This window comes from Solwaraspora sp. WMMA2101 (genome assembly GCF_049179175.1).
Lineage (GTDB): Bacteria > Actinomycetota > Actinomycetes > Mycobacteriales > Micromonosporaceae > Micromonospora_E.
In genome coordinates, this window is sequence record NZ_JBMHMA010000006.1 from 5488953 (window position 1) to 5513975 (window position 25023).

The 25023-nt window shown below is 70.5% G+C and carries 23 protein-coding genes; 21 read left to right on the plus strand and 2 right to left on the minus strand.

Annotation, left to right across the window (positions count from 1 at the left end):
* Positions 1-180: 180 nt before the first annotated feature.
* The 20 genes from ACN28F_RS26015 (at position 181) to ACN28F_RS26110 (ending at position 21580) form a co-directional block, all read left to right on the plus strand.
* Positions 181-3258 carry an AAA family ATPase gene (locus ACN28F_RS26015; protein WP_421360119.1) on the plus strand — a complete coding sequence of 1026 codons (3078 nt, stop codon included), beginning with the start codon at positions 181-183 and terminating at the stop codon, positions 3256-3258.
* Positions 3259-3279: 21 nt separating this feature from the next.
* Positions 3280-5139, plus strand: coding sequence for a DUF4157 domain-containing protein (locus tag ACN28F_RS26020; protein ID WP_289210473.1), 1860 nt, complete (start codon positions 3280-3282; stop codon positions 5137-5139).
* Positions 5140-5338: 199 nt separating this feature from the next.
* A complete protein-coding gene (locus ACN28F_RS26025) occupies positions 5339-5932 on the plus strand; it encodes a DUF4255 domain-containing protein (protein WP_289210474.1) in 594 nt (197 codons plus the stop codon).
* Positions 5933-5951: 19 nt separating this feature from the next.
* Entirely contained in the window at positions 5952-7223 is a 1272-nt protein-coding gene (locus tag ACN28F_RS26030) for a phage tail sheath family protein (protein ID WP_421360121.1), read from the plus strand.
* A 13-nt stretch (positions 7224-7236) separates the two neighbouring features.
* Complete coding sequence (locus tag ACN28F_RS26035; RefSeq protein ID WP_421360123.1) at positions 7237-8403, plus strand: phage tail sheath family protein; 1167 nt, start codon at positions 7237-7239, stop codon at positions 8401-8403.
* A 45-nt stretch (positions 8404-8448) separates the two neighbouring features.
* Positions 8449-8886: a phage tail protein gene (locus ACN28F_RS26040; protein ID WP_421360125.1), complete on the plus strand. Its 438-nt coding sequence runs from the start codon at positions 8449-8451 to the stop codon at positions 8884-8886.
* Positions 8877-9263 carry a hypothetical protein gene (locus ACN28F_RS26045; RefSeq protein ID WP_199757664.1) on the plus strand — a complete coding sequence of 129 codons (387 nt, stop codon included), beginning with the start codon at positions 8877-8879 and terminating at the stop codon, positions 9261-9263. The genes ACN28F_RS26040 and ACN28F_RS26045 overlap by 10 nt, the downstream gene beginning before the upstream one ends.
* Positions 9260-9433 carry a DUF6760 family protein gene (locus tag ACN28F_RS26050; protein ID WP_199757663.1) on the plus strand — a complete coding sequence of 58 codons (174 nt, stop codon included), beginning with the start codon at positions 9260-9262 and terminating at the stop codon, positions 9431-9433. The genes ACN28F_RS26045 and ACN28F_RS26050 overlap by 4 nt, the downstream gene beginning before the upstream one ends.
* Positions 9433-9972, plus strand: a complete 540-nt coding sequence (locus ACN28F_RS26055; protein WP_421360127.1) for a phage tail protein — start codon at positions 9433-9435, stop codon at positions 9970-9972. The genes ACN28F_RS26050 and ACN28F_RS26055 overlap by 1 nt, the downstream gene beginning before the upstream one ends.
* A gap of 13 nt (positions 9973-9985) precedes the next feature.
* Positions 9986-11203 carry a hypothetical protein gene (locus tag ACN28F_RS26060; RefSeq protein WP_289210478.1) on the plus strand — a complete coding sequence of 406 codons (1218 nt, stop codon included), beginning with the start codon at positions 9986-9988 and terminating at the stop codon, positions 11201-11203.
* Positions 11200-11982, plus strand: coding sequence for a LysM peptidoglycan-binding domain-containing protein (locus ACN28F_RS26065; RefSeq protein ID WP_289210479.1), 783 nt, complete (start codon positions 11200-11202; stop codon positions 11980-11982). Before ACN28F_RS26060 ends, ACN28F_RS26065 begins: the two co-directional genes overlap by 4 nt.
* Positions 11983-11997: 15 nt before the next feature.
* Positions 11998-13053, plus strand: coding sequence for a phage late control D family protein (locus ACN28F_RS26070; RefSeq protein WP_421360129.1), 1056 nt, complete (start codon positions 11998-12000; stop codon positions 13051-13053).
* Entirely contained in the window at positions 13050-13694 is a 645-nt protein-coding gene (locus tag ACN28F_RS26075; RefSeq protein ID WP_289210481.1) for a phage baseplate assembly protein V, read from the plus strand. Before ACN28F_RS26070 ends, ACN28F_RS26075 begins: the two co-directional genes overlap by 4 nt.
* A 17-nt stretch (positions 13695-13711) precedes the next feature.
* Positions 13712-14110 carry a PAAR domain-containing protein gene (locus ACN28F_RS26080; RefSeq protein ID WP_289210482.1) on the plus strand — a complete coding sequence of 133 codons (399 nt, stop codon included), beginning with the start codon at positions 13712-13714 and terminating at the stop codon, positions 14108-14110.
* A complete protein-coding gene (locus tag ACN28F_RS26085) occupies positions 14107-14508 on the plus strand; it encodes a GPW/gp25 family protein (RefSeq protein WP_289210483.1) in 402 nt (133 codons plus the stop codon). The genes ACN28F_RS26080 and ACN28F_RS26085 overlap by 4 nt, the downstream gene beginning before the upstream one ends.
* A complete protein-coding gene (locus tag ACN28F_RS26090) occupies positions 14505-18071 on the plus strand; it encodes a putative baseplate assembly protein (protein WP_421360132.1) in 3567 nt (1188 codons plus the stop codon). Before ACN28F_RS26085 ends, ACN28F_RS26090 begins: the two co-directional genes overlap by 4 nt.
* Entirely contained in the window at positions 18068-19057 is a 990-nt protein-coding gene (locus tag ACN28F_RS26095) for a hypothetical protein (protein WP_289210485.1), read from the plus strand. Before ACN28F_RS26090 ends, ACN28F_RS26095 begins: the two co-directional genes overlap by 4 nt.
* A complete protein-coding gene (locus tag ACN28F_RS26100) occupies positions 19054-19680 on the plus strand; it encodes a phage tail protein (RefSeq protein WP_289210486.1) in 627 nt (208 codons plus the stop codon). The genes ACN28F_RS26095 and ACN28F_RS26100 overlap by 4 nt, the downstream gene beginning before the upstream one ends.
* Before the next feature lie 16 nt (positions 19681-19696).
* Positions 19697-21283, plus strand: coding sequence for a hypothetical protein (locus ACN28F_RS26105; RefSeq protein ID WP_421360134.1), 1587 nt, complete (start codon positions 19697-19699; stop codon positions 21281-21283).
* A gap of 30 nt (positions 21284-21313) precedes the next feature.
* Positions 21314-21580, plus strand: a complete 267-nt coding sequence (locus ACN28F_RS26110; RefSeq protein WP_289210488.1) for a hypothetical protein — start codon at positions 21314-21316, stop codon at positions 21578-21580.
* Between the two features lie 96 nt (positions 21581-21676).
* Here ACN28F_RS26110 and ACN28F_RS26115 read toward each other — a convergent pair whose 3' ends face one another.
* The gene (locus ACN28F_RS26115) at positions 21677-22687 is read right to left on the minus strand and encodes a GlxA family transcriptional regulator (RefSeq protein WP_289210489.1); all 1011 of its coding nucleotides are present in this window, start codon (positions 22685-22687) and stop codon (positions 21677-21679) included.
* Between the two features lie 71 nt (positions 22688-22758).
* Here ACN28F_RS26115 and ACN28F_RS26120 point away from each other — a divergent pair, with 71 nt between their 5' ends.
* Positions 22759-24123, plus strand: coding sequence for an MFS transporter (locus tag ACN28F_RS26120; RefSeq protein ID WP_289210490.1), 1365 nt, complete (start codon positions 22759-22761; stop codon positions 24121-24123).
* Between the two features lie 16 nt (positions 24124-24139).
* On the opposite strand, the gene ACN28F_RS26125 is transcribed toward ACN28F_RS26120, so the two are convergent.
* On the minus strand, positions 24140-24952 hold the full coding sequence (locus ACN28F_RS26125) for a dimethylarginine dimethylaminohydrolase family protein (RefSeq protein ID WP_421360137.1): 813 nt from the start codon (positions 24950-24952) through the stop codon (positions 24140-24142).
* Positions 24953-25023 lie beyond the last annotated feature (71 nt).

Below are 25023 nucleotides of genomic sequence, written 5' to 3' on the forward strand. Positions count from 1 at the left end.
CCGCAGTCCAAGTGGCCGGTCGACGACAGTCGCGATGACCAGTCGGAGCACCGTGGAGTAGCGTGGCGCCCCTATGTCCTGATTGGCACCGGAGCTGGGGACGACGTGCGGCGAGCGGCGCCCGCGCTGGCGGGGCCGGCCGGGCGGGCCGTTGCGGTACGAAGGAGACACGTCGTGCAGGTGAGACTCTTTGACGATGTCTCGATCCTCCGACGTGGTCAACCACTCAGTGCGCCGCCTGGCAAGGCCCTTGAGCTGTTCGGCTACCTGCTCATTCATCGGAACCGGACGCACACCCGCGAATCCATCTCGGAACTGCTCTGGCCGGGGGCCGAGCCCGGCGTTGCCCGCAAGTACCTGCGCCAGGCACTGTGGCGGCTCAACACGAGCATGCAGGACCAGCCGAACGACCAGCGCCCGGCGAGCGAACTCGTCGTCATCGACCCCGGCTGGGTGCGGATCAACCCGGAGGCGTCCTGTTGGCTGGACGTGGACGCGTTCGAGGAGAGCTACGCGGCGGTCCGCGACGTGCCCGGCGGAGCGCTCTCCGACGACCAGGCCCATACGGTCGAGCACGCGCTGGAGCTCTACCGTGGAGACCTCCTCGCCACCTGGTACCACGACTGGTGCGGTGCCGAACGGGACCGGCTACGCGACACCTACCTGTCGATGCAGGAACAGCTCATGGGCTACTGCGAGGCCCGTGGTCTCTACGCCAAGGGCGTGGACCTCGGTCAGACCGTGCTGCGCCACGACGCGGCGCGTGAGCGGACCCACCGCCAGCTGATGCGGCTGCACTACGCCGCCGGTGACCGGATCGCCGCGCTTCGTCAGTACGATCTGTGTACGTCGGTGGTGGACGAGGAGTTCGGGGTGCGCCCGTCGGTGGACACCACGGTCCTCTACGAGCAGATCCGGGCGGACCGGGCGGCGGACATCCGACCGGGAAGCGGCCGATCGGTGCAGACTGTCGGCGTATCCACGATCGCGCCGGCCGCTTCCGGCGGCAATGATGTACCGGTCGGGGACAACCGGGACGAGGTGCGGGGATCCATGGACGGTGCGGGGTACGCCAACTCGACGGAGCACCTGCTGGCCGAACTCGCCCGGCTCGACCTGGTGCTGGGTAGGCAGGTCAGTCGGGTCCGGAAGGCCCGACCCCGGCCCGGCGGTGAGCTTTCCACCTTCTATGTCTCCGAGGCCGAGGCCGACGCGTTGCTGGACGGTGTACCCGACTGGGCGCCGCCGGGCGACGACGACCCGGGGACCGCGGCCGAGCTGGACAAGTTGTCCCACGAGATCGGCGAGCGGGTGGCGCAGAGCCTGCGGGACGGCGTGGGTCTGCGGCTGGTCGCGCTGGCCGGAATGTTCGACCTCGCCCCGTTCGATGTCGAAGTGATCGTGGCCTGCCTCGCGCCCGAGATCGACCGGAGCTACGAACGGCTGTACGGCTACCTGCACGACGATCTGACCCGCCGGCTGCCGACGGTCGATCTCGTTCTCACGATGTTGTGCGCGGACCGTCAGTCGCGGATGGCCGCGCGAGCCCGGTTCGCGCCGTCGGCACCGTTGCTCCGGCATCGGCTCGTCACGTCGACTGAGGACCCGACCGCACCGGTGCACTCACTGCTGGGTAACAACCTCCGGTTGGACCCACGGGTCGTCGGTTTCCTGCTGGAAGACGACGACGTCGCCCAGCAGCTTCAGCCGTACGCCCGGATCGTCGCACCGACCCGGACCCTCGACGACCTGCACTTCCCGGCGGAGTTCGGAGCGGCACTGGCCCGGTTGAGCGAGCACGCCGGCGACGACCTGGTGGTCTACTGCCATGGGGACTACGGCGTCGGCCGGCGCAGCGTCGCGGCGGCGTGTGCGCGCCACTGGTACGCGCCGTTGCTGGTGGTGTCCGCCAATCTGCTGGCCGACCGCCCGTTCGACGAGTTCGTCACCCTGGTCGGCCTGGCCGAGCGGGAGGCCCGGCTGCAGGGCGCGGTGATGTGCTGGGCGGACGTCGACCCGTTGCTCGTCGAGCAGGCCCGGCCACGACTGTCGCTGCTGCTGTCCACCCTGGCGGCGTACCCTGCTCCGGCGTTCCTTACCGGTGACACCTCGTGGGAGCCGGCCGACCTGCCGGCGGGCCTTACCTTCGCCCGGCTGGAGTTTCCCGCGCCCGGCTACGCCGAGCGGCTGCGCATCTGGGACGGCGCGCTTGCCGGGGCGGACCGAGACACCCTGGACCAGGACACCTTGGACCTGGCCGCCGTCGCCGGCAAGTTCCGGCTCACCGGCGGCCAGATCCGCGACGCCGCGGTGACCGCTCACAACCTGGCGTACACCCGTGCACCCGGCGCGCCCCGGATCACCCAGGCCGACCTGTACGCGGCATGCCGGCTGCAGTCCAACCGAAAGCTGGCCGACCTGGCCCAGCAGATCACGCCGCACTACGGCTGGCATGACATCGTGTTGCCCGCCGACCGGATGCAACAGCTACGGGAGATCGCCAACCAGGTCCGCTACCGGGCTCTGATCTACGAGTCCTGGGGGTTCGAGCGCAAGCTGGCCAACGGTCGAGGGCTGGCCGTGCTGTTCGCCGGCCCGTCGGGCACCGGCAAGACGATGGCCGCCGACGTGCTCGCGCACGAGCTCGGCCTGGACCTCTACAAGATCGACCTGTCGACGGTGGTGAGCAAGTACATCGGTGAGACCGAGAAGAACCTGTCCCAGATCTTCGCCGAGGCCGCCACCAGCAACGCGGTGCTCTTCTTCGACGAGGCCGATGCGATGTTCGGCAAACGCTCCCAGGTCCGCGACGCGCATGACCGGTACGCCAACCTAGAGGTCAGCTACCTGCTGCAGCGGATGGAGCAGCACGAGGGAGTGGTCATCCTGGCGACGAACCTGCGGAAGAACCTCGACGACGCGTTCACCCGCCGGCTGCACGCCACCGTCGACTTCCCGGTCCCCGAGGTAGCGGACCGTCGCCGCATCTGGGCGCAGGTCTGGCCCGAGCAGGCGCCGCTCGACGTCGACCTCGACCTGGATCTGCTGGCCCGGCAGGTCGATCTGCCGGGCGGAAACATCCGCAACATCGCTCTCGCTAGCGCCTTCCTCGCCGCCGCCGACGGTGGCAAGGTGACCATGGCGCATCTGATCCACGCGACCAGACGTGAGTATCAAAAGATGGGCAAGATCCTGTCGGCGGGGGAATTCGGCGCCGACCTATTGAACGGGAAGGTCGCCGCTGATCGGCGCTTCTGACGAGACTGTGGAGGGTTCGACGTGCATTCGGCACAGCACGACAGCGGCGTGGCGCACCGGTCCCCGGTGGTGGCCTCCGGGTCCGGGTCGGCTCCGCGTCGACCCGTCGCGTCTCGCGACGCGTTGCAGCGGCGGTACGGCAATCGTGGCGCGGGGGCGATCATCCAGGCGAAACTGAACGTCGGGCCGGTGGACGATCCGTACGAGCGGGAGGCGGACCGGATCTCCCAGCTGGCGTTCGGGTCGTCCGTGCAGCGTGCCCCGGAGGCGATCGGTCGGGTGCGCACGCCTACCGGTGGTGCGGCGGATCCTGGCCTCGCGCGGGCGGTGGACCGGGCGCGGGGCAGCGGTGGGCGGGCGGTGCCCGGCGGTGTGCGGGAGCGGATGGAGCGGGTGTCGGGGGCGGACTTCAGCGGGGTACGGGTACACGTCGGTGCCGAGTCCGATCGGCTGAACGACACGCTCGGGTCGAGGGCCTTCACCGTCGGCGCCGACGTGTTCGTACGCCGCAGTGAGTACCGGCCGGGCAGCGCGCGGGGTGACGCGCTGCTGGGGCACGAGCTGACGCACACCGTCCAGCAGGGCGCCGCCGGACCGTGTACCACCGGGCCGACGCCCACGGTGGGACCCGCTCTCGCGCAGCGTAAGTTCGGGTTCGAGCTGGAGCTCCATCATGTGCCGTTGTTCAGCCGGCGGGGCGGGGTGGAGAGCACGCCCAGGAAGAACGCCACGGCGGTTGCCAGCGGCAAACGTTTCGAGGCGCATGTCGACCACACCCCGGACCTGGACTCCACCGTCGTGCCGGATGCGCTTCGTGGCGCCGGCCAGCCGGCCCCGATCCTTGAGCTCGTGACCGGACCGATGGATGAGTTCAAGGATTCCGAGAGCACGGTGCGTGGCGTCATGAACCGGCTCGTGCAGGTGGCGACGCACATCGAAAACCAGGCGCTCACGCCGAACACGAACGTGGCGCTGGACGGTGTCCCCGGCCTGACCGCGAACCCTGCCGGCGTGAATTTCGTCGGATACCCGAACGGATCCACCGCCCCGGCGGGAACGCTGACGGGCGCGCACGCACATGTGCAGGCGACCTACGGACTGTCGGTCACCCAGATCAGCGACGAATTCGCCGACCGGGCAGCGCAGCCGACGGCGCCCGGGACGGGGCAGTACAGGTTGGCGACGTACAAGGTCGCCCTGGGTGCGGCCAACACCCGAGCTGGTGACGTTGTTCAGTGGATCCAGAACAACATCGATGACGACTACAGCGACGCGGCGCTTGCCGAGGCGCGCGGACTGTTCGCTCTCATCATCTACTATCTCACTGTCGGTAGAATGAACCGGTGGACCAGGCTGAACAAGAACCATGCCGGCATCTTTTTCTACAAGACGAGACTCTCCACGGTCAGAAACCAGATTGTCGATTCGTATCCCGAGCTCGAGGGGCTCTTTGGCAACGACGATCTCGTCGAGGAACTACTGCGGCTTACTGGGCGTGACTATGTGCAACCAGTCTTTCCGGGCATGAAGGAGCGGTTGGCCCCCGGTGTCGCCCTGGACGTCATGTGCGGCGAGTGGGTCGAGGGGGTCCTCGCCGGAACGGGCGACAAGGTCTTCGACACCTCCGCCAACGGTGGTGCGAACGCCGTTGAGCTGGTCACGCCTCGCGTCGGCCGGGGAGCCGCGCGGGGGACCGGTGTGGTCGTCGAGAACCGGCGGTTCGCCCAGACCGAGGGGCACGCCTACCTGCATACGTACCAGCCCAACGAGTGGGCCGACATGGCGGTCCGGGTCCGCAACAGCCTGCGCGACAGACAGGGGTACGCGCAGAGGGAGGTCTCCAAGGCGGGAGAGATCTTCAGGGGGCTGTTCATCTCGTGACTGTGGCGGTCGGGACAGCCCGATATTCGTGTGGCGCTATTCACATTGACATGTGAATAACCAGGTCAAAAGCCCTTTGTCCCGTCGCCCAGGATCCTCCGAGGCGGTGCGGTAGACGCCGACGCAGACGCTCGTGGGACGCCCGCCTGGTAGACCTGTCGACCGGCGCGAACGACGCAATTGAGGGCGGGACAGGGCAGTGTTTCACGATCTGGACGCATCGCTCGCCGCTCTCGTGCAGGGCGAGCTGGCGTTGCCCGGCATCACCATCAGCTTCGCCACGCCTGACGACCAGTTCCCGCCCTCCGGCGTCACCCTGCCCGCGATCGCGTTCTTCCTCTACGACGTGCGGGAGAACCACGAGCTGCGGACCAACCAGTGGGAGAATACCCGGCAGGAGTCCGGGATGATCACCCGCCGGCGGGTGCCGGCCCGGGTCGACTGCTCCTATCTGGTCACCGCTTGGCCCAACGACAGTGCACCCAACCCGGCTCAGGACGAGCACCGGCTGCTCGGCGACGTACTGCGGGTGCTGCTGCGCCACCGGGAGATCCCCGCCGACTACCTGCGGGGTGACCTGGCCGGTCAGCAGCCGCCGCTGCGCGCGATGGTCACCGCCGAGAGCCAGCTGCAGGGAATCGGCGAGTTCTGGCAGGCCATGGGCGGTCGACCCAAGGCGGTTCTGCACTACAGCGTCACGCTCAGCGTCGACGTGTTCGAATCCACGCCGGTCGGGCCCGAGGTGACCGAGACGGTTGTCCGGGTCGGCCAGGGCGTGGGCCACGAGTCCTGACGAGGGGGAGTACCCACAGATGCCGCAGTATCTAGCGCCGGGCGTGTACGTCGAGGAGGTCCCCTCGGCGATCAAGCCGATCGCCGGAGTAGGGACCAGCACCGCCGGGTTCGTCGGTGTCGTCGCAGACGACGTCACAATGCCGCTGCTGCCCGGTCGCGTCGGCGTGACGGCGGACGGCACCCCCGTGCCGGCCGACTTCCACGTGGTGGCGCCCGCCGGCGAGGCCCAGTTGGTCGACGGCTGGGAGACGTTCAAGAACCTCTTCGGCGACATCCAGCCGGGCAACCGCACCCTCGCCCACGCCGTCTACGGCTTCTTCAACAACGGTGGCGGCCGCTGCTGGATCACCCGGGTCGCCGCAGCCGCCCCCTCCGCCCCCGCCGCCGACGACGCTGCCGATGACGACGACGCCGACACCGCCCCCGCTGCCGCCGACACCGCATCGTCGGACGACGACCTGATCGACGCGTTGGCGACCTTCGCCGCGATCGACGAGATCGCCCTGGTCGCGATTCCCGGCGCGGTGAGCGACGCGGTGCAGACCGCGCTGCTCGACCACTGCGAGAACCAGTACCTGCAGGACCGGTTCGCGATCCTCGACGGTCGGCAGACCACCACGTTGACCAAGGAAGCGATCCAGGGCGAGGTCCGGGACAGCAGCTACGGGGCGATCTACTACCCGTGGATCGACGTGGGCACCACCGACGCCGACGGCAACAAGGTGTACCAGCCGCCGAGCGGGCACATCGCCGGGGTGTACGCCCGGGTGGACACCGAACGCGGTGTGCACAAGGCGCCGGCCAACGAGGTGATCCGGGGTGCGCTGGGCGTCGAGGCGCTGGTCAGCAAGCAGCAGCAGGCTGGGCTCAACCCGGACGACATCAACGTGATCCGCAAGTTCGGCGGCAACATCACGATCTGGGGTGCCCGTACCCTCGCCGGCAAGGATCAGGCCGAGTGGCGCTACATCTCCTCCCGGCGGCTGTTCAACTTCCTGCGTGAGTCGATCGACGAGGGCACCCAGTGGGTGGTCTTCGAGCCGAACGCGCCGGAGCTGTGGTCGAAGATCCGGCGTAACGTCGGTGCCTTCCTGACCACCGTGTGGGCCTCCGGCGCGCTGGTGGGCAACACCCCGGAGCAGGCGTTCTACGTACGCTGCGACGAGACCGTCAACCCGGCCGCGGTCCGCGACGCCGGCCAGCTGGTGGTCGAGATCGGGGTGGCGATGGTACGCCCGGCCGAGTTCGTGGTGTTCCGGATCAGCCAGTGGGCCGGCGGAATCCAGTAGTGGACAGCCGGACGTGACCGTGACCCACCAGGTGACACCCGGTGTGCACCGGCAGGACGTGTTCCCGCCGCCGCCACCGACCCAGCTCACCGGGGTGCCCGCTTTCCTCGGCCGGGCCGCCGCCGGCCCGTACACCCCGCAGCGGCTGACCCTGTGGCCGCAGTTCGAGGCGATCTTCGGCGGTGCGACCTCCGGCGACGCCCCGGACGGCTTCCTGGCCGACGCGGTCCGGGGGTTCTTCGACAACGGCGGGACGATGTGTCACGTGGTCCGGCTGCCCCGGGCGCTGTCGCCCGTCGAGGCGGTGCAGGAGGGCCTGGCGACGTTGGACGACCTGGACGATGTCGACCTGGTCTGTGCCCCCGACATCGTCGCCGCCGCGCCGTGGCCGGTCGACAAGGATCTCGCCCCGGTCGTGCAGGCGCAGCAGGCGATGCTGCGGCACTGCCGGCAGCGCGGTGACCGGTTCGCGCTGCTCGACGGCGTCCCGGCGGTGGACCCGGCGGCAGTCGCCGAGCAGTCCGCAGCGCTGACCGGGGCCGACGGTGCCTTCGGTGCGCTGTACTACCCCTGGCTGGGCGCGTCCGGCGCCGACGGGCGGCTGCGTCACCTGCCGCCGTCCGGGCACGTGGCCGGCGTGTACTCCACCGCCGACCAGCGGGTCGGCGTCCACAAGGCACCGGCGAACACCGTGGTCGAGGGCGTCGTCGACCTGCAGGTGCAGCTCACCGCTGCCGAGGTCGGCACGCTGTACGGGCAGCGGGTCAACTGCCTGCGGGCGTTGCCCGGCCGGGGCGTACGGGTCTGGGGCGCGCGTACCCTCGGCGCCGACCCGGCCTGGCAGGACGTGACCGCCCGCCGCCTGGTCAGCACCATCGGCCGGTGGATCGAACAGTTCATGACCGGCCTGGTCCACGAGCCCAACGACGTCCGGCTGTGGGTGCGGATCATGCGGGAACTCACCGCGTACCTCGACGGGCTGTTCCAGCGCGGTGCCCTGCAGGGCCGCACGCCCGCCGAGGCGTTCTACGTCAAGTGCGACCACGAGACGAATCCACCTGCGGCCATCGAGGCCGGGGTGGTAGTGACACACATCGGAGTGGCACCGACCGCGCCGGCCGAGTTCATCACCGTTCGCGTCATCCACGGCGCGAGCGGGGTGACGGTCGGCGTGGCGTGACCGGTGCAGACATCAGTCGGTGCGGACAAACAGTGAGGTGCGGTTGTGGACAGACTCGACCCATACTTCGGGTACAACTTCGCGGTGGAGCTCGACGGCATCACCCGGGCCGGTTTCCGGGAGGCTTCCGGGCTGGAGACCAGCCAGAACGCGGCCGAGTACCGGGAGGGTACGGACCGGAACCTGGCGCCGCGCAAGATTCCCGGGCTGAACAGCTACGTTGACATCACGCTCAGCCGTGGCCTCACCAGCGACAGCAAGCTGTGGGAGTGGCGGCAGAAGGTGATGAAGGGCACCGTGGAACGGCACAACGTGTCGATCACCCTGCTCGACCAGCAGGGAAACCCGAAGGTGACCTGGAACCTGTTCGACTGCTGGCCCAAGTCGTGGAGCGGGCCCAGCCTCAGCGCGACCAGCGACGAGATCGCCGTGGAGCAGCTCATCCTCGCCTGTGAACGCATCGAGGTCGACCAGTGGAGCTGACCGGCGTCGCCGAGGCCCGCCGTACCGAGTTCCCGTTCACCCTGCCGCACGGCCTGGTCGCGCCGGACGGCACGGTGCACCGCGAGGGAACCATGCGGATGGCCACCGCGCTCGACGAGATCGAGCCGATCAAGGATCCCCGGGTACGGTCGAACCCGGGCTACCTGGTGATCATCCTGCTGGCCCGGGTGATCACCCGGCTGGGCGGGCTGGAGTACATCAACACCAACGTGGTCGAGAACCTCTACTCCGCCGATCTCGCCTACCTGCAGGACTTCTACCAGCGGATCAACCTCAACGGGCACGCCCGGCTGCAGGTCGACTGCCCACACTGCAGCGGATCGTTCGAAGTGGAGCCACCCAGCCTGGGGGGATGACGCGCTACTCCCCGGACCGGCTGCACGAGGAAGTAGCGTACCTGGCCTATCACTTTCACTGGCCTTATCACGAGATCATGCAGCTGGACCACCGGGAACGGCAGCGTTGGGTCGCGGAGGTCGCGCGGATCAACGAGCGACTCAATGAACAGGGAGGGGCACGGAGATGATGTCGACCGGGATTCCGCTCGGGCTCAGCTGGGCACCTGCCGCCGTCGGCAACTGGACCGGCCTGCGGCTGCCGGACCCGTTCCAGACCTTCAACTTCGCGGTGGAGATCGAAGGCCTGCTGCTCGCCGGATTCAACGAGGTCAGCGGTCTGGAAAGCCAGATCGAGATGGAGTCGGTCCGGGAGGGCGGAGTGAACGGCTTCGTCCACCAACTGCCCGGCGCGGCCACCCCCGCGCACCTGGTGCTGCGGCAGGGGCTGAGCCCACTCAGCGGTCTGTGGGGCTGGTACGACAACACCACCCGGGGCGTCATCCAACGCCGCAGCGGCACGATCGTGCTGCTCGACCGGCGGCAGATCCCGGTGATGTGGTGGAACTTCCGCAACGCGTTGCCGGTGCGCTGGACCGGCCCGACGTTCAGCGCCAGCGGCGACGATGTCGGCTTCGAGTCGCTGGAGCTGGTGCACGAGGGCCTGACCAAGCCGCTGCTGGGCCAGGCCGCCGCGCTGGCGCACGGCGTGGCCGGCATGGTCGGCTGACCGGGAGCCTGGGATGAACGACGACGACACGACCTTCGACCCGGCGCTGGTCCACCGGCTGGCCCGGCCGGCCCGCCGACCCGGCCTGATCGACCTGGGCCAGGCCCGGTCCACCCTCACCCGCCACCACACCATGCCGGCGGGTCTGCCACTGGCCGAGGTCGCTTCGCGCTACGTCGACCTGGCCACCCAGCAGCACGCCGGGCCGACGACACCCATCGTGTACGCGCAACCGGTACCGCCACCGTCCGCCGGAAGCCCTGCCCCGGTCGGTGCTCTGCCGACCAGCCCGCCCGCCGCCCCGGCGAACGCCGGGCCACCTGCCCCGGCGCACCCCGGGCCGGTCGCGGCGGCCCGCCGCCCGGCTGCCGACCCGGCCGGCGGATCGCCGGCCGTCTCGTCCAGCCCGGTGGTGTCGGCGCGTCCAGCCCGCCCGGCCGCCGCGCTGAGCCCGGTGTGGACCGCCACCGGTCCCGGGATCGCCGGCCCGGCCGTGCCGCCGGTGACGCCCCGGCCGGGCGCCGACCGACCGCTGACCATTCAACGCAAGGTGGCCGCACCCACCGATCAGGGTTCCGCGCCACTGCCGGCCCGCCCGGCCGAAGCGCCGGCGTCCGCTGGCCCGTCGCCCAGCAGGCCGTCGCCCACCAGGCCGGCGGTGCCGACGGGCGCTCCAGGTGCCGCCGCCGGGTCGTGGACTCCCACTGCCGCGGGTCCGACGGTGGCCGGCTCCGCCGAATGGACCGGGCTGACCGGCGACCCGGGCCGGATGGCCAGCGGACCCCACCTGACCTTCCGCCTCCCACCCACGGCAGATCCCGCCCACCGGCCCGCTGCCGGTGGGCCGTCCACCGTCGGGCAGCGCTCGCCCGCTGCGACGCCGTCCCAGGTGGTCACGGCGCGGCCCCCGGCGGCCCGACCGGCACCGCAGCTTCCGCTGGCCGCGCCGTCGGCGGCCGGCCCGCAGATCCGGTCGGCACCTGGCGCTCTCGGCGTACCGACGGCGACCGGCGTACCGCAGCGTGGCGGCCGTGGATTCGGCTCGCGCGACGGCGCCGGGCCCCGGCCCGGCAGCTTCGGGGCCGCAGCGTCCGGGGCCGATCGTGGTGTGCCGCAGCCGCCTGTTCAACCGGCCGCGCAGGTCGACGTCGGGCAGGTCACCGAGCAGGTGCACGGCCGGATCATGCGCCGGCTGGCGGTCGAGGCCGAGCGTCGGGCGGTGCGGCGGTGAGTCTCAACAAGGCAGGCCTGGCCAGCGCCGCGCTCGGGTTCGGCCCCGGCGGCGGCGGGTTGCAGAAACTGACCATCGCTCACGACGGCACGGACTTCGATCGCAACGGCCCGATCGAGGCGCTGTTCAACCCGCACGAGATCACCCGGTCGCGGTCGGTCAACTGGCACGCGCACGAAAGCGCGGGCAAGGGCAGCGCCTGGACGTGGAGCGGGTTGCAGCAGGAGTTCGCGGCCATGCAGCCCGCGACGTTGTCGCTCGAGCTGTTCTTCGACACCTACGAGTCGAGGGCGGAGGCGTCCATGTGGGCCCGGGCCACCTCGCTGGTGACGCCACCCAATCCGTTCCAGACCGGCGACGCGACCGACGTCACCGTGCTGACCAACCGGGTGGCCCGGCTGGCCGAGTTCGACAAGGAACTGCACCGGCCACCGCTGTGCACCCTGTCCTGGGGGGCCTTCGCCGACATCTTCACCGGCGTGCTCACCCAGATCAGCGAACGGTTCACCATGTTCCTGCCCGACGGCACGCCGGTGCGGGCGACCGTTTCGTGCAGCTTCGTGGAGTCGCTCACCGACGCGCAGCTCAAGGAGCGCGAGCTGCACTCCTCCGACGTGCACAAGACGTGGGTGGTGCGGCGCAACGACACGTTGCACAGCATCGCCGCCGCCGAGTACCGGGATCCACGCCTGTGGCGGCACATCGCCTCGGCCAACGGCATCGTCAACCCACGTGACCTGCGTCCCGGCACGGTGCTGACCATCCCGCGGCTGAGCTGAGCGGAGAGTCAGACGATGGAAACCGCTGATTCGGGGCCGGACTTCGAGATCCGGTGTGGTGGCCGGCGACTGCCGCCGGACGCACACTCCGACGTCGAGTCGGTGACCGTGCTGGAGGACCTGAACGCGCTGAGCATGTTCACCGTGACGTTGAAGAACTGGGATGCGGAGCGGCTCAGGGTCACCTGGTCGGACTCCATGCTGTTCGCGGTCGGCACCGAGATGCGGATCTCCCTCGGGTACGTGAAGAACCTGCACCTGGCGATCACGGGGGAGATCACCAGTCTGGAACCGTCATTCGTGGAAGGTCGTCCGCCGATGCTGACGATCCGTGGTTACGACCTGCGACACCGGCTGGCCCGCCGGCAGCGGACCAGGACCTTCACCCGTACCAGGGACAGCACCATCGCCCGGCAGTTGGCCAAGGAAGCCGGTCTGCGTGCCGACGTACCCGACACCGGCACCGACCTCGACTACGTACTGCAGAACAACCAGACCGATCTGGAGTTCCTGCAGCGGCGGGCGGGGCTGATCGGGTACGAGATCCACGTACGGGACAAGGTGTTGTCCTTCCGGCCGCCGCAGCTCGGCCGGGTGCCGGCGGCGAAGCTGCGCGTCGGTGACGACATCTCCCAGTTCACCCCCCGGCTACGGACCATGGGCCAGGCTGCCGAACACTCCGTACGGGGCTGGGACGTGGCCACGAAGAAGGCCGTCGTCGCCACGTTCGGCTCCGGATCCGAGTCCACGGCGATGGGCGCCGTCACCGGGCCCCGCGAGGTCGGCCGGGTCTTCGGCCGGACCAGATCGACCAGGGTGGACCTGCCGGTGCCGAACCAGGACCGCGCCGACCAGATCGCCCGGGGACAGTTCGACGACCTGGCGTTGAGCTACATCACCGGCGAGGCCGAGTGCGGCGGGCAACCTCGCCTGCACGCCGGCGAGGTGGTGCGGATCGAGGGAGCGGGTGAGACCTTCAGTGGCGAGTACTACGTCGTCTCCGTCGACCACTCGGTGACCGCGGCACACGGCTACCGGTCCCGCCTCGAAGTACGGAGGAACGCGGCGTGACGGACGTCTACCACCAGTTGGCGGGTGGCGAGCAGGCCTACCCGGACGGGCGGTACCACGGGGTGGTGATCGGCATCGTCACCAACAACAGCGACCCGGACGGTCTGGCCCGGGTCAAGGTGGCGCTGCCCTGGCTGGCCGACGATGTCGAGACCGACTGGGCGCGGGTGGCCTCGCCGATGGCCGGCCCCGGCCGGGGCTGCTACTTCCTGCCCGAGGTCGGCGACGAGGTCCTGGTCGCCTTCGAACACGGCAATCCGGAGGTCCCCTACGTCGTCGGTGCGCTGTGGAACGGCAAGGACGCCCCACCGGTCACCAACGCCGACGGCCGCAACGACGTACGGGTGATGGTCTCCCGCAGCAAGCACGTGATCCGGCTGGTCGACACCAAGCAGGACGAGCGGATCGAGATCGTCGACGGCAGCGGCAGGAACAGCATCGTGATCAGTACGAAGGACAACCAGATCACCGTCACCGCAGACGCGGACGTGGTGATCTCCGCCGGCGGGCGGCTGCGGCTGGCCGGTGCCGGCGTCGAGATCACCTCCACTGCCGACGTCAAGGTCGAGGCGAAGTCCGCGCTCGCGGTGAAGTCCAGTGGGCAGTTGGACATCAAGGGCAGTCAAGTCAACATCAACTGAATGGGGGGTGAGTTCTCATGGGGCAGTTCGCGGCGAAGCAGGGTGACCGGGTCAACGCGACCGACATCCACATCGTCATGGTGCCCGGGGCACCCGCGCCGACACCGACACCGTTGCCGCATCCCTTCACCGGGATCATCAACGGCGGGCTGAGCGCCGATGTCAAGATCATGGGTAAGCCGGCGGCGGTGGCCGGCTCCACCGCCGAGAACACCCCGGCACACGTACCCACCGCGCCAGGTACGTCGTTCCAGAAGCAGCCGTCGAACACGGCCACCCTCGAAGGCGGCAGTGCGACCGTGAAGATCAACGGTAAGCCGGCGATCAGGTCCGGCGACCTCGCCTCGACCTGCAACGATCCGCAGGACCTGCCGAGCGGCACGGTCCTGGCCACGGGCACGGTGACGATCGGGTGACCGGCACGGTGAAACACGGATTCCTCGGCACCGGTTGGGCGTTCCCGGTCGGCCACCAGCCGGCGCAGGGCATCCGGCTCAGCGACGACGGCGAGGCACTGATCCGCCAGTCGATCGGACTCATCCTCGGCACCGCACCCGGCGAACGGGTGATGCGGCCGGAATTCGGCTGCGGCATCCACGACATCGTCTTCGACGTCAACGACATCGGCACCGCCGGTCGAGTCAGCCGGTCCGTGCGCGAGGCACTGGCCCGCTGGGAACCCCGGATCGACGTGCTGGACGTCTACGCCGCACCCGACCCCGCCGACCGGCGCCGACTGCTCATCGAGATCAACTACCAGGTGCGCTCGACCAACAGCCGGTTCAACCTCGTCTACCCCTTCTACCTCGCATGACCGGACAGCCCCCACCCATCGATCCCCGCGACCGGAAGGCGCTGGCCGCCGAGACCGCCGCGTTGGCGACCCGGTACAGCGACTGGCGGCCACCCGCCGATGGGCGACCCGACGCCGGTCAGGCGCTGATCGGCATCTTCGCCCGCTACGCCGAACTGGTGGTGCAGCGGCTGAACCAGGTGCCCGAACGCGACTACCTCGCGTTCCTCAACCTGATCGGGACCCGACCGGTGCCGCCGCGACCGGCCCGCGTACCGTTCACCTTCGCCCTGGCCCAGGGCAGCCGCACCGAAGCGGTGGTCCCGGCCGGCACTCAGGTCGCGGCCACCCCGCGCGACGGCGAGGACGACGAGGTCGTCTTCGAGACCGCGACCGACCTGGTGGTCACCCCGGCCCAGCTGCGGGCCGTGCTCGTGGACGACGCGCCGCAGGACAGTTACGCCGACCGCAGCGCTGCGGGTACCGGCCAGCGTGACGAGTCGTTCGCCGCCTTCACCGGCGATCAGCCGGTGCCGCACCGGTTCTACGTCGCCTGCGACCCGGTCCTCGCCACCGAGGGGACCAAGACCGTCACCGTACGGTTGACCACCACGGACGTCGCGGTGCTCGGCGGTTGGCCGCTTTCCTGGGCGTACTGGGACGGTGCCCGGTGGCAGCCGGTCGACGCCGACACGGTGCTGGCGGACACCGCGTTGGTGGTGACCCTCGCCGGCCTGCCGCCCCTGCCCGCGTACGACGTGAACGGCACCACCGCCGGATGGTTACGCGCGCAGCTCGACATGCCGCTGCCGCACCCGGTTACCGGGCTGGCCCTCGACGCTGTCGCGGCCGGTCAGCGGGCCCCGCAGGTCGACGTCGCGGGGGTCTTCCCGTTCGGTGAGAGCAGCCAGGTCCGGCGGTGCTACCTCAGCGTCCCGACGGCGACGGCGTTTCCCGGTGCCGTCGTCCGACTGACCGTCACCCTCGCCCGACCGGCGACGGCCGTCCCGGACACCAGGGTGCAGGTGGTGTGGTCGTACAAGGTCGGCGACGAGTGGCAGCCGCTGGGCCGGTCCAGCACGGCGCAGGTGGCGTCCGGTTTCGACACTCCCGCCCGGCTGCGCGACGGTACGCAGGCGCTGACCCGCGACGGCGACATCAGCTTCCGGATGCCGGCCGAGTGGCCGGCCGAGCTGTTCCAGGGACGGTCCGGCCACTGGTTGCGGGCCGAGATCGTCGACGACGGGGCGACGTACGCCACCCTGCCCCAGCTGGCGGCGGTGACCGTCGGCTATGACTGGGAGCTGCCCGTCATCACCGCCATCGACGTCTGGATGCAGACGGCACCGGACCCGGTGGCGCTGCCGCACGCCGTCAGCAACACCAGCCCGATCGACGTGACCAAGGACTTCCGTCCCTTCGGCGAGCAGCCCCGGTTCAACGACACCTGCTACCTGGCCTGTCCGGCGAACCTGGTCTGGCCGGGCGCGGAGCTCGTCGTCGAGGTGACGCTGACCAACGGGCCGGCCGACCCGGCGGACCCGGACGACCCGGCCGGTCCCGCAGTGCCGCCGGTACGCACCGAGGGTCGCCCACGGCTCGTCTGGGAGGCCTGGGACGGCGTGGCCTGGCGTACGGTGACCGTCGACGACCCGGAGTACGCGTTCACCGACAGCGCCACCGTGACGCTCACCCCGCCGGTCGGTTTCGCGCCCACCGAGGTCAACGGGGTGGAGGAGTACTGGGTCCGGGTCCGGCTGATCGGCGGCGACTACGGGGTCGCGGCCCACTACACACGCAACGACGACGGCGGCTACGAACTGGTCGACGCGACCTTCGCGCCGCCGGTCGTCACCACGTTGTCCTGGCGGTCCCGCGCCGGTCTCGCGGCCGCGGTCCCGGCGCAGGCCTGCGTCACCGAGAACGACTTCCGCCTCGTCACCCATCACCGTGCCGGCGACGAGCCGTGGGAGGTCACCCCGTTCGTCCCCAATCCGCACCGGGACCCCGCCCTCTACCTCGGCTTCGACCAGCCGTTCGGCAACCGCCCGGTCACGCTCTACCTGCAGGTCGAGCCACCGGCGCCGGAGGAGGTGGCCGCCGACCGGCTCGCCGGGGCCGACCTGACCGACCGGGCCGACCTGGTGTGGGAGTACAGCGGCGTCGACGGCTGGCGGCCGTTGGCCGCGATCGACGAGACCGGGACGCTGGGCGACCGTGGCGTGGTCCGCTTCGTCGGTCCGCCGGACCTGGCCGCCCGGGAACGTTTCGGGCAGCACCGGTGCTGGCTGCGCCTACGGCACCGGCGCGGCAGCTTCGCGATCCCGCCCCGGCTGCGCCGGGTCGCACCGAACACGACCTGGGCGACGCAGACGACGACCATCACCGAGGAGATCCTCGGATCGGGCGTCGCCGAGGCCGGTCAACGACTGACCACCGCGCAGACGCCGGTGCTGGCCGGCCAGCGGCTCGTCGTGCGCGAGCCGCAGCGGCCGTCGCCGACGGAGGAGGCCGCGCTCGTCGAGGCCGACGGCCCGGGTGCGGTCACGGTCACCGACGATGCCGAGCAGATCTGGGTACGCTGGCACGAGGTGACGGACTTTCACCGTTCCGGGCCGGGTGACCGCCACTACACCATCGACGCCGCGACCGGTGAGATCGGATTCGGCGACGGCCAGGCGGGGCGGGTGGTGCCGCTCGGGCAGAACAACGTCCGGATCACCTACCGCACCGGCGGCGGTGAGCAGGGCAACCGACCGGCGGGCACCATCACCACCTTGAAATCCGCGGTGCCCTACCTGGACTCGGTGACCAACCACGAGCCGGCTTCCGGTGGTGCGGGCTGGGAGCCGTTGGAGCGGGTACGGGTCCGGGGACCGAAGGCGCTGCGCCACCGCGACCGGGCGGTCACGGTCGACGACTTCGTGGACCTCGCGTTCGAGTCCTCGACGGAGGTGGCTCGGGCCCAGGCGGTGCCGCCGAGCGGGTTCGACCCGTTCAACCTGTGGCTCGATCCGGACGGGCAGCCGGGCGGTGAGCATCAGCAGGCTGACGTCGGCGGGGTCGGGGTCATCGTGGTTCCGGTCTCCGCCGCCGCCCGTCCGGCGCCCAGCCTGGGACTGCTGCGCCAGGTGGATCAGCACCTGCGGGCGCGGTGCGCGCCGACCGTCGGCCTCTGGGTCGCCGGACCGGAGTGGATCGAGGTGACCGTCGCCGCCACGGTGGTGGCTACCACTGCCGAGGCCGCCGGGCTGATCCAGGCGCGGGTCGTGCAGACCCTGGACCGCTTCCTGCATCCGCTGACCGGCGGACCGGACGGCACCGGCTGGGCGTTCGGCCGCAAGCCACACCGCTCGGACCTGTACGCGGCGGTCACCGCGATCGACGGAGTCGACCATGTCCGCGAGCTCGACGTGGCGCAGGTGGCCGAGTCCGACGTGCTCGGCGAGCGTCTGGCGGCCGTCCTCGACCGTTCGCTCGCGCAGGGTGCGGCCGAGCCGGTGGCTGCGGACCTGGCCCGGTGGCTGGCGCGGGCGCTGGTCTACTCCGGGCGGCACCAGATCACCGTGACCCTTCCAGCGTGAGGACCGCCGTGCCGATTGAGTTGCCGAACCTCGACGACCGCGACTACGAAGACCTCGTCGGCGAGGCGCGGTCGCTGATCCCGGTCCTGCTGCCGGAGTGGACCGACCACAACCCCAGCGACCCCGGCATCATCCTGGTCGAGATGCTGGCCTGGCTGACCGAAATGCAGCTGTACCAGGTCAACCAGATCCCACCGAGCCACACCCGCAACTTCCTGCAGCTGCTCAACGGCCCCGAGTGGACCCCGCCGGCCGCCGGTGGGCTCGACGCCGCCGTCCGGCAGAGCCTGGCCGACCTGCACGAACGCTACCGGGCCGCGACCGCAGACGACTACGAGTACCTGGTCCGCCGGACCTGGCCAACTCAGTCGCAGGCCGCCGGGCTGGCCCCGGTCCGACGGGTCCGGTGCGTCGCCGGTCGTGACCTTGCCGGCCCCGATCCGGCCGCGCCCGCCCCGGCGCACGTCAGCGTCGTCGTCGTCCCCGAACCGGGTGCGGCGACCGACACCCATCCGGTGCCCACCGAGGCGCTGACCACCGAGCTGCACGATTTTCTCGAGCCGCGTCGGCTGCTGACCGTACGCCACCACGTCGTCGGCCCGCAGTACGTCGACATCGGCGTCTCCGCCGACCTGGCGCTGCGCGAGGACGCCCCGCCGGCCGACGCCCTCGCCGACGCACAGGCCCGGCTGCACCGGTTCTACGACCCGCTCACCGGTGGCGCCGCCGGCACCGGCTGGCCCTTCGGGCAGGGCATCCACCCGTCCGAGGTGTACGCCGTACTCGAACAGTCACCGCTGCTCGACTACCTCGAGAACGTGCGGCTCACCCTGGTCGACGCAGGTGGTGCGGCCGGGGGCGGGGGCGGTACGGCGGTCAGTATCGAGTTGGACGTGCACCAGCTGCCCCGGCTGGCCCGGCTGGACCTGGTCGGCTACGACACGTACGGCCGCACCCACCTGCCGAGTGGGGCGGTCGCGCCATGAGCCGGTACCTCGACCACCTGCCGGCGATGTTCCGGGAGGACCCGTTCGCCGGCCGCTTCCTGCTCGCCTTCGAGGCGATCCTGACCGGCCGCGACGACGTCGAGGGTCTGGAGCAGACCATCGAACGGTCCGCCGACTACATCGACCCGGTGCACACCGGTGAGGACTTCCTGCCGTGGCTGGCCGGGTGGGTGGCGCTGAGTCTGCGGGCGGACTGGGACACGGCCACCAAGCGTGGCTTCATCCGGGAGGTCGTGCCGCTGTACCGGCAGCGGGGGACCCTGGCCGGGCTGCGCCGGATGCTGGAGATCTACCTGCGGCCGCTGGCGGACCAGGTGACCCGGGAGGACGTGGTGATCCTCGACGACTACGACACTCCCGCCCACTACTTCCAGGTCCAGTTGACTCTCGGCGCCGCCGACCGCGACGAGCTGCGCCGGGTGCAGGAGACCGCCCGGGCGATCATCGACCGGGAGAAGCCGGCCCACACGTTCTACGCGCTCAAGGTCGTGGTGCCCACGATGCGGTTGGTCTCCGAGGAATTGAAGGAAAGCGAAGGCGGCAAGCCGGAGCGGCTCGTCCTCGGCCGCAACACGTTGCTCGGCACGCGCGACTCGACCTGAAACCGGAGGAGGTCCGATGGCGGACTACACCCAACCTGACGTCGTATCGAAGCGTGTCCGCTTCTTCGACGGGCAGTTCCTGGAGGACCAGGACTTCATCGACGAGCAGAAGTTCCACCTGGACCGCGAGCGTCGGCAGAGCCGACTGTTGCGGCTCACCGGCGTCAGCGACGGCCTGACCCTGACCGCGGCGGACGAGCCGTCGACGGTCACCGTCTCCGCCGGGATGGCGGTTGACGCCCTGGGCCGGCACCTTGTCCTGGCCGTCGGCACCGATATTGCGCTGGGTTCGGGATTCGCCAACCAGCAGAACGTCGAGGTGCGTCTGGCCTACCAGGAGTCCCCGACGGACGTGGGACAGACCGGGGACGGCGGGGTGGGCGCCCGGCGCTGGGAGGAGCGGCCGAAGGTCGTGGCGGTTGCCCCGAACGGAGCGACGGCGGTCGCCCCCGCCGAGGCCCCGCCCGAACTGGAGGGTCCGACGGTGCTGCTCGGCCGGCTCACGGTGGCCGCCAACGGCGACGTCACGGTGGACCCGACCGCCGCCCACCGGTCCAGCCTGTCGATGTCCGGCGGGATCGGGATCGGCACCGCCTCCGTCGGCAGCGGTGGCTTGGACGTGGGCGACTTCGACCCGCAGGACCGGCATCTGACGTTCCGGTTCGCCGCCGACGATCAGCGTCGCGGCGGAATCCGGTTCTGGGCCGGTGCGGCCAACCAGGGCTTCTCCGTGGAGTACGACGGACGGTCGGCCGCCGGACGCGGCCTGCACGTGCGGACCCACGACTCGGACCCGGACGGCACGACCCGGCTCTTCGTCGGCGCGAACGGCCACGTCGGCATCGGCACCACCGACCTGTCCGGTGCCGACGGCTGGGGGCGGGTGGTCGACGTGGTCGGCACGGCGACCACCAAGCTGTCGGTACGCACGGCGAAGGTGGACGGCCGGGTGATGGCGCACGACACCGGGATGTTCGGTGCGCCGGCGGGGATGATCGTGGGCACCGGCACGACGAGCCCGCTGACGCTGGTCACCAATCAGGCCGCCCGGCTCACCATCAACCCGGCCGGCCAGGTCGGGGTCGGCATGGACGCCGTCGAGGGTTACCAGTTGGCTGTCCGGGCCGAGCACCGGCATCTGTTGTTGCGTCGGGACGCCCGCGACGTCGAGCCGGGCCGCAAACTCGTCTTCCTGGAACTGCTGCAGGCCGACGCGTCCCCGCCGACTGTGCCGGCCACGCCGCTCGCCATCCGGTTCCACCACGGTGGCCGGTACGCGTACCAGCTCGAAGTGGACCCGGCCGGGTTCCATTTCAGAGCGGGCGATGGCGAGTATCGCGGTATACACGTCGGACAGGTGAACGCGAAGACGGTGCGAATCGGTGACGTCACCATCGGTGAGCGTGAGCTGAAGATCCTGAAGAAGCTGGCCGACAACGAGCTGGTCTGCAAGCTGCGGAACACCTACTACGACAGCTACATCTGGGACAGTGGCCAGAAGCGTGGCGACAGCCAGTACCGGTACGCCCTGACCTGGATCCCGGGGCAGCCGGTGGCCTCGCACACGAAGACCTTCTGGCAGTTCGAAATCGACGATCAGTGACAGAGAACCCTCGACGGGACGGATCAAGATATGCGGGAGCAATTGGCGCAGCGGGTCGCCGAGTTGGAGGCCGAGTTGCGCGCCGGCCAGCAGATGCTCGCCGAGGTGGAGGCCCGGCGGGCCGACATTCAGCAGACCCTGCTGCGGATCACCGGCGCCATCCAGGTGCTCAACGAGTTGCTGGCGGCCGGGCCGGCCGCCGCGCCAGCGGCCGGCGATGGCACCGGCCCGACGGCCGACGACGCTGGTCCGGCACCGACACCGGTGCTGGACGATCGTGTGCCTGCGCCACTGTGATCGATGGCGTGCGGTGGTGACACCGCCCGGTACGTCGCCCCGGTGATCGGCGGCGGGCGACGCCGCCCTTTACGTCGAACCAGGACGCGCGGGGTATCAGCGGACGAGCGCGGAGACCCGGTGCGCGCGGGTGGCGTCGGCTGACCGGAACGTGGTGCGGTACGCGCTGGGCGGGACTCCCACGGTGGCACTCATCTGCTGCCGCAGCGCTGCCGCCGTACCGAAGCCGGAGTGGCGGGCCACCTGGTCGATGACCATCTCCGTCGTCTCCAGCAGGTGCCGGGCCCGCTCGACGCGCTGTTGCGTGATCCACTTGCCGGGGCTCAGGCCGGTCTCCTCGCGGAACCGGCGGGTGAAGGTGCGTACGCTCATCCGGGCGTGCGCGGCCAGCACCCGCAGGTCCAGCGGCTCGTGCAGGTGTTCGAGCGCCCAGGCGCGGGCCGGGGCGGTGGAGGTGTCGGTGACCTGGGGGACCGGGCGCACGATGTACTGCGACTGGCCGCCCGGGCGCCACGGCGGCACGACGCACCGGCGGGCGGCCAAGTTGGCGATCTCGCTGCCGTGGTCGTCCCGCACGATCTGCAGGCACAGATCGATGCCGGCGCCGACACCGGCCGAGGTGAGGATGCCGTCGTCGTCGACGAACAGCACGTCCGGGTCGAGGTCGACGCGGGGGAACAGGCGGCGGAAGTCGTCGGCGTGCGCCCAGTGAGTGGTGGCCCGGCGGCCGTCGAGCAGGCCGGCACCGGCCAGGACGAAGGCTCCCGTACAGGTGGACATGATCCGGGCGCCGCGGTCCGCGGCCGCGTGCAGCGCGTCGCGGACCTGGTTGTCCACTGTGCCGTCGATCAGGACCTGGACCTGGTCCTGAACCCCGGCGACGAGTACGGTGTCCGCCTCGGACAGCAGCTCCAGCCCATGATCGGCGGTGACGGTGAACCCGGCGGCGCTGCGCACCGGAGCCCCGCCTGGGGTGCAGATCCGCACCTGGTAGAGGCGTCGGTCCCGGTCGTCGCGGGCGGAGTGGAAGATCTGCGGCGGGGTGCCGATGTCGAACGCGACCACGCCGTCCAACGCGAGCACCGCGATCAGGTGAGGGCGATCCATGGCCTGATTCTTTCACATGTTGGCTCTAGAGCCACTTCCTCGTGTCGGCGGTGATCGACGACGCTTGCCGCATGATTCGCACCAAGCATCTGTGGCCGTGGATGATCGCGGGTATCGGCTTCGTCGCCCTGGTCGGCGCGGCGGGTTTCCGGGCCACGCCCGGGGCACTTGTGGAGCCGCTGCAGCAGGAGTTCGGCTGGTCGACCGGCACCATCGGCTTCGCCATGTCGGTCAACCTCGCCCTGTACGGTGTCACCGCGCCGTTCGCCGCCGCCCTGATGGAGCGGTTCGGTGTCCGCAAGGTCACCGCTGGCGCGATGGCCCTGATCGCGCTGGGCAGCGGCCTGACCGTGTTCATGACAGCGTCCTGGCAGCTGGTCCTGCTCTGGGGTGTGCTGGTGGGCCTCGGCGCCGGCTCGATCTCGCTGGGCTTCGTGGCCACCATCGGCACCCGCTGGTTCGTCAAGCGGATCGGCCTGGTCACCGGCATCCTGTCGGCCGGCGGCGCGACCGGCTCCCTGATCTTCCTGCCGCTGGTGGCGGCGATGGCGGAGTCGTCCGCGGGGTGGCGCTCCGCCGCGATCGTGGTCTCCATGGTGGCGTTCGCGACGGTACCGCTGATCCTGCTGTTCTTCCGCGAGCATCCGGCGGACATCGGGATTCCGCCGCACGGGGCGGACGAGGTGGTGAAGCCGCCGCCGCCCTCCGGCAACGCGGCCCGGCTCGCGGTGACCACACTGAGGAACGCCGCCCGGACCCGGCCGTTCTGGCTGCTCGCCGCCGGTTTCGCCATCTGCGGCGCCACCACCAACGGCCTGGTCGCCACCCACTTCATCCCGGCCGCTCACGACCACGGCATGCCCAGCGTCACCGCCGCCGGGCTGCTCGCGTTGATCGGTGTCTTCGACCTGGTCGGCACGATCCTGTCCGGGTGGCTCACCGACCGCGTCGACGCCCGGCTGCTGCTGGCGGTCTACTACCTGCTGCGGGGGATCTCGCTGCTGGCGCTGCCGCACGTGTTCGCCGACGAGGTGACCGGGTTCATGATCGTGTTCGTCGTCTTCTACGGTCTGGACTTCATCGCGACCGTGCCGCCGACCGTCGCCCTGTGCCGGGAGCACTTCGGGATGTCCGCGCCGATCGTGTTCGGCTGGGTCTTCGCCTCCCACCAGATCGGTGCCGCGATCGCGGCGACGGTGGCCGGCATCACCCGGGACGGCTTCGGCGGCTACGCGCCGGTCTGGTACGTCGCCGGCTTCCTGAGCATCGGCGCGGCGGTCCTGTCGATGAAGATCATGCGGCCGACGCTCGAAACGCCGACGCTTGAAACGCCACCGGTCGCAACTGCGACGGGCGGGACGGCGACGCCGCCGGTGCCGGCTGCGGCAGACGCCGTCGCCGACGACGAGCGGGAGCCGCAGCCGAACCGTGGTTGATCGGCGGGGTGGCACCTCAGCCGGTCGTGGCCGGCGGGTTGTCCAGTGTCAGGGCGGTGCAGCGGATTCCGCCACCGCCCTTGGCCAGTTCCGTCGTGTCGAGCTCGACGACCTGCAGGCCACGCTCGCGCAGCGCGCTGGCGAGACCCGGGTTGCCCCGGGTCATCGTCACCGTGGTGCCGTCGCTGACCAGGTTGAGCGCGAACCGGGCGGCCTCGTCGACGTCGACGTCGATCAGGTCGACGGCGAGGTCGCGCAACCGCCCCTGGCTGGCCGGGTCGAGCGCCGCCGGGCACCAGGCGAGGGTGTTCGTGGGTCCGCCGACGACCGCGACCGCGAGGTCCAGGTCGTACCAGCGGGGACTCACCGTACGTACCGGCACCACCTGGTAGCCGAGTTCGGCGGCGAGCACCGGGTGCATCCGCCGGTCGGTGCGGTAGCCGTAGCCGGCCAGCAGCAGGTCACCGAAGGCCAGCGCGTCACCCTGACCGCTGAACGGGTACGGCGCGGCGACGACGTCGTAGCCCTGCTCGGTCAGCCACTGGCGGAAGTACGGCAGCTCCGCCTGCCGCTGTGCGGGCGGGTCGCCCAGCACCGCCCGGCCGCCGCGTACCACGGCGGCGTTGGCGGTGAACACCATGTCCGGGCACTGCGGGGCGGACGGCAGGTACTCCACCTTGCGCCCGGCCGCCAGATGCGCCGCGGCGATCGCGGCGTGCTCGGCGACCGCGGCCGCGGGGTCCGGCTGCACCCCGGTGCACATGTACGGGTTGATTTCGTAGTCGACGCGGAAATGGGTCGCGTCGGACATCAGCAGTTCACGGTTCACGGTTCGCCTTTCCACCGTTGTGGTGACTGACTCGACGTGTCGATCGGGCCGGACGGGACGCCGGCCGCGCC